Origin of the sequence: Hyalangium minutum, assembly GCF_000737315.1 — a bacterium.
GTDB classification, from domain to species: Bacteria; Myxococcota; Myxococcia; order Myxococcales; family Myxococcaceae; genus Hyalangium; species Hyalangium minutum.
In genome coordinates this window covers 196,498-211,475 of sequence record NZ_JMCB01000015.1, presented here as the reverse complement: position 1 = coordinate 211,475, position 14,978 = coordinate 196,498, and the positions used below count along the sequence as shown (strand labels likewise).

Genomic DNA, 14,978 nt, shown 5'->3' with positions numbered 1-14,978 from the left:
CCGCCGTTCCCCGGCTAAAGGTTGGGGAACGGTCCCCTGCCTTCAAGGGAACACCCGTACCGCCGCCGAGTGTCCGCCTGCTACTTCAGCGGGCCTGAGCCGTCGCTCCACCGGCTGGTCCCGTCATGCCAAAGGTCTCGAAGAGGAACGCGTACAGATCCGCATTGGACTCGATGGTCTTGGCCACCTGGTCTGCGCCGCTGTGGCCCGCGTTCGCCTCGATGCGCAGCAGCGCCGGAGCGCCCACCCCCTCCAGGTTCTGTAACGCCGCCACGAACTTGCGCGCATGCATCGGGTCCACCCGGTCATCATGGTCCGCCGACATCATCAGCAGCGGTGGGTAGCGCACCCCCGTCTTGAGGTGGTGGTAGGGCGAGTAGGCGTAAAGTACCTGGAAGTCCGAGGGCTTATCCGCCGTGCCGTACTCGGGGATCCACGTCCGGCCGCTGCCGAACTGGTGGTATCGCACCATGTCCAACAGCGGCACCGCGCAGACCACCGCACCGTAGAGCTCCGGCCGCTGAGTCATCGCCGCACCCACCAACAGGCCGCCGTTGCTGCCGCCGTAGATGGCCAGGCGGTCCGGGCGCGTGTAGTGCTCGCGCACGAGGTACTCCGCCGCGGCGTGGAAGTCGTCGAAGACGTTCTGCTTGCGCTCCAGGCGGCCAGCCTCGTGCCAGGCCTTGCCGTACTCGCCGCCGCCGCGGAGGTTGACTACGGCGTACACCCCGCCCGCGTCCAGCCACGGGAAGATGCTGGAGCGGAAGCTCGGCTGCATGCTCACGTTGAAGCCGCCGTACCCGTACAGCAGCGTGGGCCGCTGCCCGTCCGGCTTCAGATCCTTCCGGTGCACGAGGAACATGGGGATCTTCGTGCCGTCCTTGGACGGGAAGAAGGTCTGCCGCACCGTGTACTGCTCCGTGTCGACGGGCACCTCCACCCGGGCCCACAGCTCCACCTTCCCGGAGGCGATGGACGTCTTGTAGACCTGCCGGGGCGTGGTGAAGGAGCTGAAGAGGAAGAAGGCCTCGTCCTGATCCTCCAGGCCCACCAGGTTGGTGGCCGCGCCCACGGTGGGCAGCGCCACGGTGCGCACCGGCTTGCCGTCGAGCGTGGCGATGCGGAGCTCGCTGGTCGCGTCCCTCAGGTACCCCAGCGCGAAGTGCCCGCCCACAATGGCCGCGCTCTCCAGCGAAGCCACCGGATCCTCGGGGATGATCTCCTGCCAGGCCGCCCGCTCGGTCTTCTCGGGGGACACGCGGAAGACGCGCTGCCGCGGCGCCCCCTCGTCCGTGGTGATGTAGAACTGATCCTTCCACGCCTGCACGCCGTACTTGGCGCCGGTGCCCTTCACCAGCAGGCGGAAGTCCTTCTCCCCCACCCGCTTCCAGTAGATGTCGTTCTCGCTCCAGCCCCGGCTGACGATGAGGAAGAGGTACTTCCCATCCCGGCTGAGGTCCTTGGAGAGGAACGTGGACGGGTCGCCCGTGCGCGGGTGCACCAGCGCGTCCTTCTTCGGGTCCGTGCCCAGCACGTGGAAGCGGATCTCCGTGTAGCCGGGCCGCTGATCCACCGGGATGCTGTCATCCACCGGCAGCCACTCGTAATAGAAGCCCTTGCCGTCCGGCATCCACTTGGGCTCGGCGTACTTGGTGCCCGGGATGACGTCGACCTGGGACCACTGCCCGGAGTCCACATCCAGCACGTGGAGAATGGACTCGTCGGCGGCGTTGGGCTTCTGCGCGAAGGCCAGCTTGCGCCCATCCCACGAGGGCACCGCGAAGCCCAGGGACACCGAGCCGTCCTGGCTCCAGCCGTTCGGGTCCAGCAGCACCTTCTCGGCGCCGGCTTCGCCCTCGCGCCAGTAGAGGATGGCCTTCTCCTTGTCCTTGTGCGTGCGGAAGTAGAAGTAGCGGTTGCCGCAGCGCACGGGGGGGAAGATGGACTCCTGGTAGAACAGCTCGCGGAAGCGCTTCGCGAGCGCATCCCGGACGGGCACCTTCGCAAGCCACTCGCGCGTGAGCTGATCCTGGGCCTTCATCCATCCCTGAACATCGGAGGCCTTCTCATCCTCCAGCCAGCGGTACGGGTCGGCCACCTGAACGCCATGCAGCGTGTCCACGATGGGCTCCGCGCGCGTCGCGGGGTACTTCATACGGTGAGTTCCCTCCTGGGACGGGACCGCCGTGGCCACGGCGGAGGTGGAGGCAGCGGGGCCCGCGCACGCGGCGAGCAGCATCCATGCGGGCAGCAGCAGTCTCGTCATGACTGCCACCAGATACAGGAAGGTCCCGGTCCGGCCCACAAAAAGTGCGGCCCACGCCGAGCGCCCGTACGCCCGGAAAGCCCCCAGGCGCGGCAAGGGCGCGCCGAGCCGCTCTCACGGCCCTGACGCGCCCCGTCGACTGCGCTCCAGTGAACAGCGCGGAGCTAGGCGGACTCCTTCTTGGGCTCGTCCTTGTCGGCCGAGTAGAGCACCACGGGCTCGCTCTTCTTGAGGATGACCTCCTCGGAGATGAGCACCTCGCGGGCCGTCTTGCGCGACGGCAGCTCGTACATCACGTCCAGCATCGCGCCCTCGAGGATGGAGCGCAGGCCGCGGGCGCCGGCCTTGCGGCGGATGGCCTCGGTGGCAATGGCCTTGAGCGCGCCGTCCGTGAACTTCAGCGTCACGCCGTCCAGGTCGAAGAGCTTGCGGTACTGCTTGGTGAGCGCGTTCTTCGGCTGGCTGAGGATGTTCACCAGCGCGCCCTCGTCCAGTTCCTCCAGCGCGGTGATGATGGGCAGACGGCCGATGAACTCCGGAATCATGCCGAACTTCAGGATGTCGTCCGGCTCCACGTGCCGGAGCAGCTCGGTGAGGTTGCGCTGCTTCTTGGACTGGATGTCCGCGCCGAAGCCCAGGCTGCGGCCGCCCAGGCGCCGCTCGATGATCTGATCCAGCCCGCCGAACGCGCCGCCGCAGATGAACAGGATGTTCGTCGTGTCCACCTGCAGGAACTCCTGCTGCGGGTGCTTGCGGCCGCCCTTCGGGGGCACGTTGGCGATGGTGCCTTCGATGATCTTCAGCAGGGCCTGCTGCACGCCCTCGCCGGACACGTCGCGGGTGATGGAGGGGTTCTCCGACTTGCGGGCAATCTTGTCGATCTCGTCGATGTAGACGATGCCGCGCTGGGCCCGCTCGATGTCGTGGTCGGCGGCCTGGAGCAGGTTGACGATGATGTTCTCGACGTCCTCGCCCACGTAGCCGGCCTCGGTGAGGCACGTGGCGTCCGCGATGGTGAAGGGCACGTTGAGGATGCGCGCCAGCGTCTGCGCCAGCAGCGTCTTGCCGCTACCGGTGGGGCCCAGGAGCAGGATGTTGCTCTTCTGGAGCTCCACGTCGTCCATCTGCACCTTGGACTCGATGCGCTTGTAGTGGTTGTGCACCGCCACCGACAGCGTCTTCTTCGCCCGGTCCTGGCCGATGACGTACTCGTCGAGAATCGCCTTGATCTCGCTGGGCCGAGGAATCCGGAGCTTGGTGTCCTTGGTCTCCTCGCGGTCGATCTCCTCGGCGATGATGTCGTTGCAGAGACCGATGCACTCGTCGCAGATGTAGACCGTCGGGCCCGCGATGAGCTTCTTCACTTCCTTCTGGGACTTGCCGCAGAAGGAGCAGCAGAGGGTCTGGTTGTCTCGCTTCTCCACGTTCTTGCCCGCCATGATGCCCTCGCTGCGCCTCTCTGGAAGAAACCTTCCAAAAACCGTCCGTACCCCTGAACCCGGCTCAATCTAGTCAGCCCTCCACCGGGCCGTCCACGTGCCTGCGGGGTAGTTAACAGCCTTTCCACCGTACCGCAGGAAGCAGAAAGCCGGAGGCGCGGGCAGCTCTTCCCGCGGCTCCGGCTGGTTGCTGCACGACAGTGCGCGCGGCTACTTCTTCTCGTCCTTGCCCAGCGAGCCCGGCTTCCGGGCCACCTGGATCTCGTCGAGGATGCCGTACGCCTTCGCCTCGGCCGCGCCCATGAAGTAGTCGCGGTCGGTGTCCTTCTCGACTCGCTCGAGCGGCTGGCCGGTGTGCTTGACGATGAGATCGTTCAGCTTGGCCCGCATCCGCAGGATTTCCTTGGCCTGGATCTCGATGTCCGTCGCCTGACCACGCACGCCGCCGAGCGGCTGGTGAATCATGATGCGAGCGCTCGGCAGGGCGTAGCGCTTGCCCTTGGCCCCGGCCAGCAGGAGGACGGCGCCCATGGACGCCGCCTGCCCCACACAGATGGTGGACACCGGACACTTCACGTACTGCATCGTGTCATAGATGGCCAGGCCCGCCGTGACGGAGCCGCCGGGCGAGTTGACGTAGAGGTTGATGTCCTTGTCCGGGTCCTCGGATTCCAGGAAGAGGAGCTGCGCGACGATGGCGTTGGACACGTCGTCGTCGATCTCCGTCCCCAGCATGACGATGCGATCCTTCAGGAGCCGGCTGTAGATGTCGTACGAGCGCTCACCCCGGTGAGTCTGCTCGATGACGTAGGGAATGGGCATGAAGGGCATGAAGTCGAGTCCTCGGGAAGGCTGGGCGAAAGGTCCTAAGAATACTTCGCCTGAGCCTTCAGGAATTCAATCGTCTTTTCTTCCCGCAGTCGGAGGCTCAACCCCAGGCGGTCGTCCTGGCTCTGGAAGTACTTCCGAACGTTGGCCACCGGCTGTCCGGCCTCGGTCGCCAGCTCCTCGATCTTCTTCTCCAGGTCCGCGTCGGTTGCCTGGATGCCTTCCTTGAGGGCGATGGCCTCGAACAGCAGCGTGCCCTTCACCTCGGAGACGGCGCGCTCGCGCATCTCGTCGCGCAGGCGCATGAAGTCCAGGCCCAGGTTGCGGATGTCCAGACCGGAGCGCTGCATCTGGCGCAGCGCGCCCTCCAGCATGGAGTCGATGGCGCGCTCCACCATGGCCTTGGGCACCTCGAAGGGGTTGCGCTCGATCAAGGCCTTCATGAGGGCGTCGCGGTCCTCCTGGGCGGCCTTGGACTTGGCCGTGGTCTCCAGGTTGGTGCGGATCTTGGTGCGCAGCTCGTCCACCGAGGCCGCGCCCAGCTCCTTGGCCAGCTCGTCGTTGAGCTCGGGGACCTTCTTGGCCTTGATGCCCTTGAGGTGGATCTTGAAGTGGGCCGTCTTGCCCTTGATCTCCTCCACCCGGTAGTCCGGCGGGAAGGCGTAGTCGATCTCCTTGGTGTCCCCCACCTTCACGCCCTCGAGCGCGGCGATGTTGGAGTCCACCAGCTCGCCGGGAGCAATCTCCGCGGTGACGCCCTCGGCCTTGCTGCCCACGAAGGGCTGGCCGTCGATGGTGGCCTCGTAGTCCACCTGGGCGAAGTCACCTGCCTGCGCCACGTCCCGGCCCTCCACGGGCTCCAGGGTGGAGTTCGACTCGCGCATCTTCTCGATCTGCTCGTGGATTTGAGCGTCGGCGACGGCCGTCTCCTGCTTCTTGAGCGGCAGCTCCTTGTAGTCCTTGGCCTCGACCTTGGGCTTCACCTCGACGCGGGCCTCGAAGGAGAACGAGGCGCCGGGCTTCAGGCCGGAGTTCGTCACCTGCGGCTGGCTGACGGGCTCCACCTTGTGCTCGGTGATGGCCTGCACGTAGGCGGACTGCACCACGCGCTGGATGACGTCGTCCTCCACCTGCTCCTTGAACCGCTGCTCGAGGATGCGGCGGGGCACCTTGCCCTGGCGGAAGCCGGGCAGCTTCACCTGCTTGCCAATGGACGTGTAGGCACGCGTCAGCTCGTCCGCCACGCGCTGGCTGTCGACTTCGATGGAGAGCTTCTTCTCGATCGGAGACAGCTCCTCGACCTGGACCTTCATGTACGCCTCGCTCGCCGGGCGGGAGTCCCGCGCCGACGCCGGATGGGGAAAGAGTGTAGGGGGTGGGGCTTTAGGGGATACGTTCGGCAGGGTCAACGCGAAATGGGCGAGGAGGGACTCGAACCCTCACACCTTGCGGTACCAGATCCTAAGTCTGGCGCGTCTACCAGTTTCGCCACCCGCCCAGCGGCGCTGCGCGACCTTCTACTCCGAAACAATCCGGGTGTTCATCCCTCGACGGGAGAACTCCCAGCCTCCAGAGGCTGAAAAGACATCGGGGCCCCTTCATTCCTGAAGGGGCCCCGATGAGTGAGAGCGGAGGGAATCGAACCCACAACCTATGGATTAAGAGTCCATTGCTCTGCCAATTGAGCTACGCTCCCGGCTTGGCGCTCGACGCGGTGTGACGCGCTGTCGAGTGGGCGCGCTAAGTACTGAACGCCGCCCGCGCTGTCAAACGTTTTTCCCACGCCCCCTCAAATCGGCAGATCCGTGGCTGTCCGGCCGCTGTCCGGCCGTCCCAGGATCACACTCCGGATCACCCCCCTGTGGCGGAAAGGGGGCTGATCGCATCGTGGTTCCAACAAGGCTGCGGTCTCGGATCGTTCCCGTCCCCGGGAGCGGCCGGGGAGCACCCTCAAAATTGGCCGTCCCGCAGCACGCCAGGCAGGCGGACGAGGTGTCCGCCTTTTCGAACGGAGAAGCACAGTGAGTGAAGGACAGCAGAGCAAGGTGGAAGCCGCGGCGGCCCAGTCGGCCTGGAGCCGCGAGCGCGTGGAGCTCATCCGCAGGACGATCTGCCCCAAGGGCATCGGTGAGGACGAGTTCGCGCTCTTCATCGAGCAGTGCAAGCGCTCGGGGTTGGATCCGCTCTTGAAGGAGGCGTTCTGCGTGGGACGCCGGCAGAACGTGGGTAACCGGGAGCGGCCCACCTGGGTGACGCGCTACGAGTTCCAGCCTTCCGAGGCGGGGATGCTGGCGCGCGCCGAGCGCTTCCCGGACTTCAAGGGCATCCAGGCCAGCGCGGTGTACGCCGAGGACGAGATCATCGTGGACCAGGGCAAGGGCGAGGTGGTGCACCGCTTCAACCCGGCCAAGCGCAAGGGTGCGCTGGTAGGCGCCTGGGCGCGCGTGGTGCGCGAAGGCAAGCTGCCCGTGGTGGTGTGGCTGGACTTCGCGGGCTACGTCCAGCAGACGCCGCTGTGGGCGAAGATTCCCACGACGATGATCGAGAAGTGCGCGCGCGTGGCGGCGTTGCGCAAGGCGTACCCGGAGGCCTTCGGCGGCCTGTACGTGCGCGAGGAGATGCCTGCCGAGGAGTACGAGACGGCTCCGGCGCAGGCGCACCTGGAGGAGCTCGCGCCCGCGAGCGGCAGCGGCGCCTACGAGGTGCTCGGCGTGAAGCCGGGCCCCATGAAGGCGTCCTTCCCTCCCCTGCCGTCCGCGGTGAAGGAGGAGAAGGCCGAGGAGAAGGCCGATAACGGCTCGGCGCAGCTCACCCTGGACACCCAGGCGGCCAGCCCGGCGGAGACGAAGCCGGAGACGCCACCCGCGCGGCCAAAGAGCTCCGCCACGGTGGTGGCCTTCGGCCCCTACAAGGGGAAGACGGCCTCCGAGCTCAGCGACGACGAGCTGAGCGAGACCATCGACATGGCGCACGAGAAGCTGATGGAGCAGCCCAAGGCGAAGTGGGCCAAGGCGATGCGAGAGAACCTCGCGGCGCTCGAGGCCGAGACGGAGCTGCGCTGCCGGGTGCCGTCCGCCTCCGCCAAGAAGGAGGCGTCCGTCGAGGCCTGATCCCAGGGCTTCTGAAGGAACGCTGAGAACACGAACGCCGTGCCGGGTCTCCCCTGGCACGGCGTTTTTCTTGCGGGAACCGGACGGCTCCCTGCTGGTGCAGCCGCGGCATTGCTGCTGAACTCTCCGTTCGAGCACTCACGGGCTGCACCCACCTGCAAGCACACCCCACCACTTCGTCCTCACTCCACCCATGAGCCCCTCCCGAAGCGCGAGTCCCTCGGCCTGCTCCGCACGGAGACGTCTCTCCCGTGCCGGGGTGGGGTTGCTGGTAGCGATAGTGGCCGCATGCTCGGAGGGTCCCTCCATCGAGAGCGCCTCGGCCCTGGGAATCGCGCGGCAGGCGGTGATCTCCATCCCCCCTGACTCGGCCTTCTCCCCGTATCGCTGCGGGGGCGTCAACGCGTTCGATGTCCCCGGCGATGCCGTCCCGAGCACCCCGGAGCGAGACCTGGTGGGAGACACCACCTACCCCGCCTTCTTCCGGGCCGCCGATACGGACCACGTGTTCTTCCGGCTGCGCATCGACGGCGACCCGCGGGCGCAGAACGGCGTGGACCTCCTGCCCTCGAGCTGGGACGTGCTGGTGGACCAGGACAACAATCCGCAGGCCTACGAGTACATGCTCACGGCCGACGGCAACCTGGGCGGCACCAAGGTCCGCTGGGTGCGCAACAGCCGCAAGGAGCCCGGCAACCCCAGTGATCCGGCGGGCGAAGAGGCGGCCGACATGCTCCAGGACTTCACGCCCGCCTCGGACTACTACAACGTCAAGATCACCACCGACGGCAGCAACTTCAACGGCAATGCGGACTACTGGGTGACCCTGGTCCTCCCGAAGACGGCGCTGAAGGTCGCGCAGATCAGCACCGCCGCCAACATCGTCGTCTGGGGCGGCACCAACGCTCGGAACTACTCGCTCAACGCGGACTTCGGCTGCTCCGCGGGCATTCCCAGCAACCTGGCCGATGCCGCCCCGGAGGCGAGTCGGCTGGACCTCGCGGGCACCCCCAGCGCCTCTCCCGACACCGCAACAACCCCAGAGGACACGGCGGTCAGGATGGAGGTGCTGATCAATGACCAGGGGCTCCGGGACACGCCGCTGACCATCGACATCGTCACGCCGTCCCCCAACGGCGCGGCGGCGGTGAACGCGGACCACGCGGTCATTTTCACGCCCTCTCCCAACTTCAACGGGACGACCACCTATAAGTACCGGGTGAAGGACAAGGACGGCGAGACCGCCGAGGCCGTGGTCACCGTGAAGGTCACTCCGGTGAACGACCCGCCCACGGGCAGGGATGACACGTTCACGGTCCCTGGCAACAGGGCGTCCCTGCTGCGTGTGCTGACCAATGACTCCAGTGAACCGGACAGCGGCGAGACGCTCACCGTCTCCAAGGTGACCCAGCCCACCAGCGGCACCGTCTCCATCAGCACCGACCGCACCCACGTCGTGTTCACCCCGGCTCCGGACTTCGAGGGCACCGTGACGTTCACGTACACGGTCTCCGATGGCACCGAGGACTCCACGCCCGTCACGGTAACGGTGACGGTGGGCCCAGGGGACTCCGACGGCGACGGTCTGACCGATGACGAGGAACTGCGGCGCGGAACAGACCCGGGCAAATGGGACACGGACGGCGGAGGCATGAGCGACGGGGACGAGGTCAACGCCGGGCGCAACCCGCTCAACTACGCGGACGATTTGGCCACGGGAGGCCGTGGCTGCGCCTCCACGGGCACCAGCACGCTGTTGCCCCTGGCGCTGTTGCTCGCCCTGACGCTCTTGCGCCGCCGTCAGGCCCTCCGCGGCTCGGAGAAGCACTGGAGCGTGCTGGGTCTGCTCGCCGCCCTGCTGGTCTCGGCGCCCGCCCGCGCGCAGAACGCGGATCAGGCGTCGCAGGGCATCGACGTGCAGCAGTTCAAGCCCGGCCCGGGTGGGAAGGATGTGCTCGGGGTGCAGAGCCCACAAGTGGGCCGGCACCTCGACTGGAACCTGGGACTGTCCTTCAGCTACGCGAGGGACCCGTTCAACTTCCGCCAGCCCCTGACGGGCGAGTTCATCTACGAGATCGTCAAGCACCAGACCACCGTCGACCTAATGGGCGCCGTGTCGCTGTACGACCAGTTCGAGCTCGGCATGGTGGTGCCCTTCACCACCCAGAACTCCGCGCCCGCATTCTCCGTGGCGCCTGTGCTCGGCGACGGAATCCATGCCGAAGGCATGGGGGACCTGCGCCTCGTGCCGAAGGCGCACCTTCGCTCCTTCGACAACGGGCTGCAGCTCGGAGTGACGGTGCCGGTGCTGCTGCCCACCTCGGGCGGCAAGGGGTTCATGGGCCGCCGCGGCGTGGCGTTCTTCCCGCGGCTGCTCGGAGAGTGGACCCATGTCAACGGCGCGCGCGTGCTGGTCCACCTGGGCATCAACGTCCAGCCCCGGGCGCAGTTCTACAACTTGAATGTCAGCAACGAGTTCGCCTACGGCCTCGGTACCGAGGTGCCCTTCCTCGTGGGCCCGCACCGGCTGGCCGCCGAGGCCACGCTGGTGGGCGCCCGAGGCCTGAATGAGTGGGACCTCGAGGAACGCCCGCTGGAGCTCCTGGCGGCCTTGAAGTACCGCTTCACGGACTCGCTGGCGGCGCACCTGGGCAGCGGCATGGGCCTCACCCGGGGCTATGGCACGCCGGGCTTCCGCCTGCTGGCGGCAATCATGTGGACCGAGAAGGCGGAGGCGGCCTCTGCTCGCAGCAAGTCCCGGCCGTCCTCGGAAGAGTATCCGCAGGAGCCCGAGGACAGGGGCGGCTTCCTGAAAGACTGGGGCTTCCAGAGCGGCGCCCGTCCTGTCGATCCGAACGCCGACACCGACGGTGACGGCATCCTGGATGCCACCGATCACTGCCCGAACCAGCCGGAGACGCTGAACGAGTTCGAAGACACGGATGGCTGCCCGGACGAGCTGCCCCGCCCGCGGCGGGTAGACCTAGACGGCGATGGGATCACGGACGACCAGGACCGCTGCCCGCAGTTCCCCGAGGACAAGGACGGCTTCCAGGATGAGGACGGCTGCCCCGACCCGGACAACGACAATGACGGCGTGCGGGACGCAGTGGACAGGTGCCCGACCGAGCCGGAGACCCGCAACGGCTTCAAGGACGAAGACGGCTGCCCTGACGAGGTTCCGCCCAAGGGTCGCCACGGTTCTTCCAAGCCCCTTCCTGGCGGTCCTGCCAGGGCGGGCCTCCGCCCGAGCACTGCCAGCCGGGCATAGGTAGGAGGGGGGCTGGGAGAAGAGCCCTGGGTCGTGAGAGGCTGCATCCCGATGGATGCCGCAATGTTTCATGTCGCCACGGCCCTGGCCTTGGTGGGCCTGGTGCTGCTGGAGCTCCGCAATCCGCGGTTCCGCGCGGACACCTTTGGACCGGGCCCCCGCCGCCGGCGAAACTGGACGTTCTTCGTGGCGAGCCTCGTGCCGATGTACTTCCTGCAGTCCGCGGGTGTGTGGTCCCGCGCCCACCTGCCCACGCTGATAGTCCCTGACACGCTGCCGTTCGCCGTGGACTTCCTGGCCTGCACGCTGGTGGCCGAGCTGGTGAGCTGGATCAGCCACTATGTGAAGCACCGCTTCGCCTCCCTCTGGGTGTTCCACTTCCAGCACCACCGCGAGGAGCACTTCAGCGTGTGGATGGTCTCGCACACGCACGGGCTGGAGGTCGCCATCTCGGGGACCCTGCTGACCGCGCTCTTGACGGTGTTGGGATTCTCGCCGCTGTCCATGCAGCTGTACTTCGCGCTGTACGCGGTGCTCCTCACGTACCACCACTCGGACATGGGGTACTCGCTGGGGTGGCTGGACTGGATTGTGGTGAGCCCTGCGTACCATCGGCTCCACCACCACTCGCAGGGCCGAGGCAACTATGGCTCCATGCTGACGGTGTTCGACGTCCTCTTCGGCACGGCCTCCTGGCCTCGGCCCGATGACTCCCCTGCTGCGCTGGGCCTGCCTCCTGGCTCCACGGAGCCGTTCGGCTTCCGCGCGGAGATGCTGCACTTCCTCAGCCGGTGGAGAGGGCAGCGGCAGTGAGCTGGCGGGCGGTCTTCGAGCGCCTGCTGACGCGCCGATGGCCCCTGGTACTGGGACTCATGGGACTGTGGGCGCTGGCCCTCGTGGGCGGGGCCCGTGTGCCGATGGATCCTTCCATCGAGCGGATGCACCCGTTCGGGGACGCAGCCAAGGCGGACTTCGATCGCTACCGGAGCACCTTCCCGGGCGAGGACACGCAGGCGTTCGTCATCGCCGAGGGCCCGCGTGTCTTCACTCCGGAGGGCCTGTCCACCCTGGCCCAGTTGGAGGACGCCCTGCGCGCCCTGCCGCGCGTCCGGCACGTGGTGGGACCGGCTTCCGTACGGAAGACCGATGATCTGCTCTTTCCCGTGGAGTCCCGGGCCAGCCCCGACCTCCTGAAGAAGGCGCTGGAGGAGGCGCGCCAGGATCCGCTCATGCGGATGCTCGTGCACCCCACACGCGAGCTGGCCGTGGTGCAGGTGGCACTCGTTCCCGGCAGCGGCGCCGAGCGCCTCATCTCCGAGCGCGACTTCACCTCCGCGGCCCAGGCTGTGCTCGAGCGGCATGCGAGCCCTGAGCTACACCTGACGCTGACAGGGGCTCCGGCGGTGCGGGCCACGCTGGCGCGGATGATCGAGGAGGACATGGGCCGGCTGCTGCCCCTGGCGCTGCTGGTCATCCTCGGGCTGGTGGCCTTCGCGTACCGGGATGCCTGGGCGGTGGTGGCCTCGGCGGGCACGCTGGTGGCCTCGTGGGTGTGGATGGTGGGCGCCATGGGGTGGCTGCAGGTGCCGCTGGGCATCCTCACCTCGTTCTCGCCCATCGTGGTGCTGGTGGTGTCGCTGACGGACACCGTGCACGTGCTGTCGGATCTGGAGGAGCGCCGCCGCTCGGGGACGGAGTACCGGCAGGCACTCATCGAGACGATGGCCTCGGCAGCGGGACCGTGCCTGGCCACCGAGCTGGTCATCGCCGCGGGCTTCGTGTCGATGGGGCTCATCGGCCTCACGGCGGTCTACGAGTTCGGGCTCGCTACGGCGCTGGGGGTGGTGCTCGCATGGGTGGCGAACATGCTGATGCTGCCGTGGATGCTGCTGCTGCGCCCGAACAAGGCCACGGTGAGCGCCCGACCGCAGTCCTCCGAGGCGCGCACGAGGCCTCTGGACGCGATGCTGCGGTGGGTGGAGCGGCAGACCGTGACACACCCGCGCCGTGTGCTGGCCGTGGCCGGAGCCGTGGCCTTGCTGAGCGTGCTGTCGCTCACGCGGCTGCAGCGGGAGTTCCGGGTGTTCGATGACCTGCGCGCGGACTCGCCGCTGGCGGCGGAGCTGACCTACGCGCAGGAGGCGCTGGGCGGACTGGTGCCGCTGGCCATCTTCCTGGAGCCGGAGGGCAGCGCGTCACACTCGGTGCTGGAGCCCGAAGCGATGGCCTTCCAGAGCAAGGTGGACGCCTTCCTGGCGGCCATCCCCGAGCATCCGCCCGTGGTGAGCCTGCCGCGCATGCTGGCGCCGGTGAACGCGGCGCTCTGGGGCGACGGCCTGCTGGTGGAGACCGAGGAGGCCAACGCGACCGCCGTGGGCAAGCTGGCGCGCTACCAGCCGCTGGACACGGTGCTGGCGGAGAACCGGCGGGCCGCGGGCGTGGTGGCGCTGCTGCCCAACCTCGGCGCGGCGCGGATGCAGGAGGTGGTGGAGTCCGCCCAGGCCTTCGTGACGAAGGAGGTGCCGCCAGGCTACCGCGCGAGCGTCACGGGCAACGTGGCGATGACGGCACACGTGACGGGCATGCTGACGCGGGGGCTGCTGCAGAGCTTCGCGGCGGCGCTGGGGGTGAGCTTCCTCGCGTTCTTCCTGGTGCTGCGCAGCGCGAAGCTGGCGCTGATCGGGCTGGTGCCCAACGTGCTGCCGGTGGGCGTGCTCTTCGGAGCCATGGCCGTGCTGGGGATCCACCTCAAGCCCTCCACGGTGCTCATCGCGAGCATGGCCCTGGTGATCGCCGATGACGACACGCTGCAGTACCTCGTCCGCTACAAGCGGCGCTTCCTGGCGCTGCGAGCCGAGGGCGCCTCCGAGCCCCACCGAAAGGCCGCGCTGGAGACGCTCCACGAGTGCGGCCGGGCGATGATCGTCACGTCGGCGGCGGTGGCGGGAGGCTTCCTGCTGCTGCAGTTCTCCCGCTTCGAGGGCCTCGCCAACCTGGGGCTGCTCACGGGGCTCACCCTGTGGGCCGCGGGCCTCGCGGATGCGTTCCTGAGCCCGGTGCTGCTGATGACGTTCAAGCCTCGGCTGGGCCCGGCCCCCCAGGATGTCAGCGGCGAATGATGCCACCGGGGAGCTCGCAGGGGTCCCCAGACTGCACCCAGCGCCGCTTGTAGGCCTCGAACGGATCGCCTCTCAACGGCTGCTGGACCCGCTCTCCCTCCTTCATGGAGTCCACCACCGCCAGCGCAGCCTCCTGCGAGTCGCCCAGGGGCAGGGCCTCCAGGTGCGTGCGCAGCTCGGCCAGCTGGCTCTCCAGCCTCTGGCGCAGGCCCTCGGGATCCTGGGCCAGTTGCTGACGCAGCTCGGGAAACCAGTCGGGATTGTCCGGGCTGGGAGGCACCGACACGTGCCAGAGCACCAGGCCCCGAGCCAACGCGCGTCCCATCCCGGCCATCTGCTCCGCCTGCTCGGGCCGGCCGCACAGCTCCGCGAGCCGGACCATGACCTCCGCGAACACCTCCGGCAGACCGTCGGAGAGCGGATCCGCCAGCGGCAGCCCCTGGAAGCGCTCGGGCTCCAGGCCGGCGCCACGCACCTCCTCCTCGGACTTGCGCAACCCCGAGCGCAGCATGAACAGACCGACCGAGGCCCGGCGATCCCCCCGCTCCTTCTGGAGGCGAAGCCACGAGCCGAGGAGCAACAGGTTTACCGCCGCCAGGAAGCTCTCCGCCCGGGGCGAGGCCCGACGGACACCCACGCGCGACCACGGCTCGGTGAGGCAAGCCTTCTTCTGCGCGGGGACCCCCTCGAGGCCACAGGCGATCAGGTTGAAGTACGCCTGCAGGTAGTTGATGGCCAGGGAGCTCATGGCACCGGAGAAGCGCCCCTGCCCCTGGCATACGCCGCAGAAGCTCTCTTGGTGCACCCGGTGAGCCGCCGGGTTGCGTTCAGCGAAGAAGCGCAGGTGGTGGAGCATGCCTACAGATTAGCGCGGATCCCCTCCAGCGGAGTCCCCCGGCCGTACAGCCTGGGTGAAAAGCCCACCTCCCCTCGCTGAGGCCAGAG

Annotated in this window: 9 protein-coding genes and 2 tRNA genes; 4 read left to right on the top strand and 7 right to left on the bottom strand. The window is 67.9% G+C overall.

Annotation, left to right across the window (positions count from 1 at the left end):
• Positions 1-85: 85 nt before the first annotated feature.
• The 6 genes from DB31_RS33140 to DB31_RS33115 form a co-directional block, all read right to left on the bottom strand.
• The gene (locus DB31_RS33140; protein WP_044195260.1) at positions 86-2,155 is read right to left on the bottom strand and encodes a prolyl oligopeptidase family serine peptidase; all 2,070 of its coding nucleotides are present in this window, start codon (positions 2,153-2,155) and stop codon (positions 86-88) included.
• Between the two features lie 275 nt (positions 2,156-2,430).
• A complete protein-coding gene (gene clpX / locus DB31_RS33135; RefSeq protein ID WP_044195257.1) occupies positions 2,431-3,705 on the bottom strand; it encodes an ATP-dependent Clp protease ATP-binding subunit ClpX in 1,275 nt (424 codons plus the stop codon).
• Positions 3,706-3,915: 210 nt separating this feature from the next.
• Positions 3,916-4,536, bottom strand: coding sequence for an ATP-dependent Clp endopeptidase proteolytic subunit ClpP (gene clpP, locus DB31_RS33130; RefSeq protein ID WP_044195254.1), 621 nt, complete (start codon positions 4,534-4,536; stop codon positions 3,916-3,918).
• A 35-nt stretch (positions 4,537-4,571) separates the two neighbouring features.
• Positions 4,572-5,846: a trigger factor gene (tig, locus tag DB31_RS33125; RefSeq protein WP_044195251.1), complete on the bottom strand. Its 1,275-nt coding sequence runs from the start codon at positions 5,844-5,846 to the stop codon at positions 4,572-4,574.
• Positions 5,847-5,949: 103 nt separating this feature from the next.
• Positions 5,950-6,031: transfer RNA gene (locus DB31_RS33120), tRNA-Leu, on the bottom strand.
• Positions 6,032-6,156: 125 nt separating this feature from the next.
• Positions 6,157-6,229: transfer RNA gene (locus DB31_RS33115), tRNA-Lys, on the bottom strand.
• 325 nt (positions 6,230-6,554) lie between these two features.
• Between DB31_RS33115 and bet the strand changes: the two genes are divergently transcribed.
• The 4 genes from bet to DB31_RS33095 all read left to right on the top strand — a co-directional run bounded on the left by bet (position 6,555) and on the right by DB31_RS33095 (position 14,033).
• On the top strand, positions 6,555-7,643 hold the full coding sequence (gene bet / locus DB31_RS33110; protein ID WP_044195249.1) for a phage recombination protein Bet: 1,089 nt from the start codon (positions 6,555-6,557) through the stop codon (positions 7,641-7,643).
• Between the two features lie 280 nt (positions 7,644-7,923).
• The gene (locus DB31_RS45445) at positions 7,924-10,914 is read left to right on the top strand and encodes a cadherin-like domain-containing protein (protein WP_052420448.1); all 2,991 of its coding nucleotides are present in this window, start codon (positions 7,924-7,926) and stop codon (positions 10,912-10,914) included.
• Positions 10,915-10,977: 63 nt separating this feature from the next.
• The gene (locus DB31_RS33100; protein ID WP_169787129.1) at positions 10,978-11,727 is read left to right on the top strand and encodes a sterol desaturase family protein; all 750 of its coding nucleotides are present in this window, start codon (positions 10,978-10,980) and stop codon (positions 11,725-11,727) included.
• Positions 11,724-14,033, top strand: coding sequence for an efflux RND transporter permease subunit (locus DB31_RS33095; RefSeq protein WP_044195243.1), 2,310 nt, complete (start codon positions 11,724-11,726; stop codon positions 14,031-14,033). Before DB31_RS33100 ends, DB31_RS33095 begins: the two co-directional genes overlap by 4 nt.
• Here DB31_RS33095 and DB31_RS33090 read toward each other — a convergent pair.
• Positions 14,020-14,889: a hypothetical protein gene (locus DB31_RS33090; protein WP_044195239.1), complete on the bottom strand. Its 870-nt coding sequence runs from the start codon at positions 14,887-14,889 to the stop codon at positions 14,020-14,022. The genes DB31_RS33095 and DB31_RS33090 overlap by 14 nt on opposite strands.
• Between the last annotated feature and the right edge of the window lie 89 nt (positions 14,890-14,978).